The organism is Komagataeibacter melaceti (assembly GCF_003403295.1).
Taxonomy (GTDB): domain Bacteria; phylum Pseudomonadota; class Alphaproteobacteria; order Acetobacterales; family Acetobacteraceae; genus Komagataeibacter; species Komagataeibacter melaceti.
In genome coordinates this window covers 1-1,192 of sequence record NZ_QUWV01000075.1, presented here as the reverse complement: position 1 = coordinate 1,192, position 1,192 = coordinate 1, and the positions used below count along the sequence as shown (strand labels likewise).

At 64.5% G+C, this 1,192-nt stretch carries 1 protein-coding gene; it reads right to left on the bottom strand.

The genetic code is table 11. The annotated features are described in order from the left end of the window. Positions 1-307 precede the first annotated feature (307 nt). Positions 308-1,192: IS91 family transposase (locus DY926_RS09655; protein WP_116703187.1), on the bottom strand; the 885-nt coding region annotated here is incomplete at its 5' end.

The window sequence follows — 1,192 nt, the reverse complement described above, 5'->3', positions numbered from 1 at the left end:
CCTGAAGGGTTTCGGGCGCCGCGAGGCGTACGAAAGTCTGGGAAGACCGAACCCGCGACACCGGGACTCAGTTATGGGGAATTTGCAATTGGCGCCGCCCCGGGGGAGAGGCTGAGCCAGAGCATACAGGTGCGTTTGTGGAACTGGAACGGGTTTTTGTGACCGGATCTGCATGACGCGATGACAGAACTGGCAGTGTAGGCAGCGATTTTCCCGGGTTTTCCAGTGATGCGTACAGGAGCCCCGGTTTGCCGGGGCGGAGCCGCTCCGACATCGGGATCGGTCATGCTGTCGTATCTGCGGGCTGTCATGGTGATCCCTTGGTTGGATCACTCGCCTGTGGCGGCCCTCGAGGCTGGCACCACCGGGGAAGGATCTGGATGACGACCATCGGACCACCACAGCATGGGCACGGCGGTGGCGTGACCGGTTCGGCTTCCGGGACTTCTGGCGCTGGTGTGGATATGACATTCAGCAGTTCCCGCACCCGGGCGAGGCTGGCCTTGCGGCTGGAACTGGCCAGCAGGCCATAATGGCGGATGCGATGAAATCCCCGTGGCAGGACATGCAGCATGAAGCGGCGGATGAACTCATCCGTGGCGAGTGTCATGACCTGCTGCTGGTGGGCCGTGTCCCGCCGGTAGTCCTTGTAGCGGAACGTCACACCGTTTTCGTTGAACGCCAGGAGGCGGCGGTTCGATATGGCGACGCGGTGGGTATAGCGCGACAGGTAGGCCAGCACCGCTTTGGGACCGGCAAAAGGCGGTTTGGCGTAGACGACCCAGCGCCTGCTGCGCACAGGAGCCAGATACCGCAGAAAGGCACGACGCTCTGCCAGAGGGGCAAGATGGCCCCGGAAGACCAGCCGGTCGGCATCGAAAAGTGCGCGCAGCCGGGTCAGGAACAGGCGGCGGAACAGCTTGCCCAGCACGCGAACGGGCAGGAGGAAGGCCGGGCGCGACGAGATCCAGCGCTGGCCATCGGGCGAGAGACCGCCACCCGGCACGATCATGTGCACATGGGGATGGTGGGTCAGCGCCGAACCCCAGCTGTGCAGCACGGCGGTGATGCCGATGCGGGCACCCAGATGCCGGGGATCGGCGGCGATCGTCATCATCGTCTCCGAGGCGGCCTGGAACAGCAGGGCGTAGAGAACGGCCTTGTTCTGGAGCGCGATGTCGGCGATCCGCGC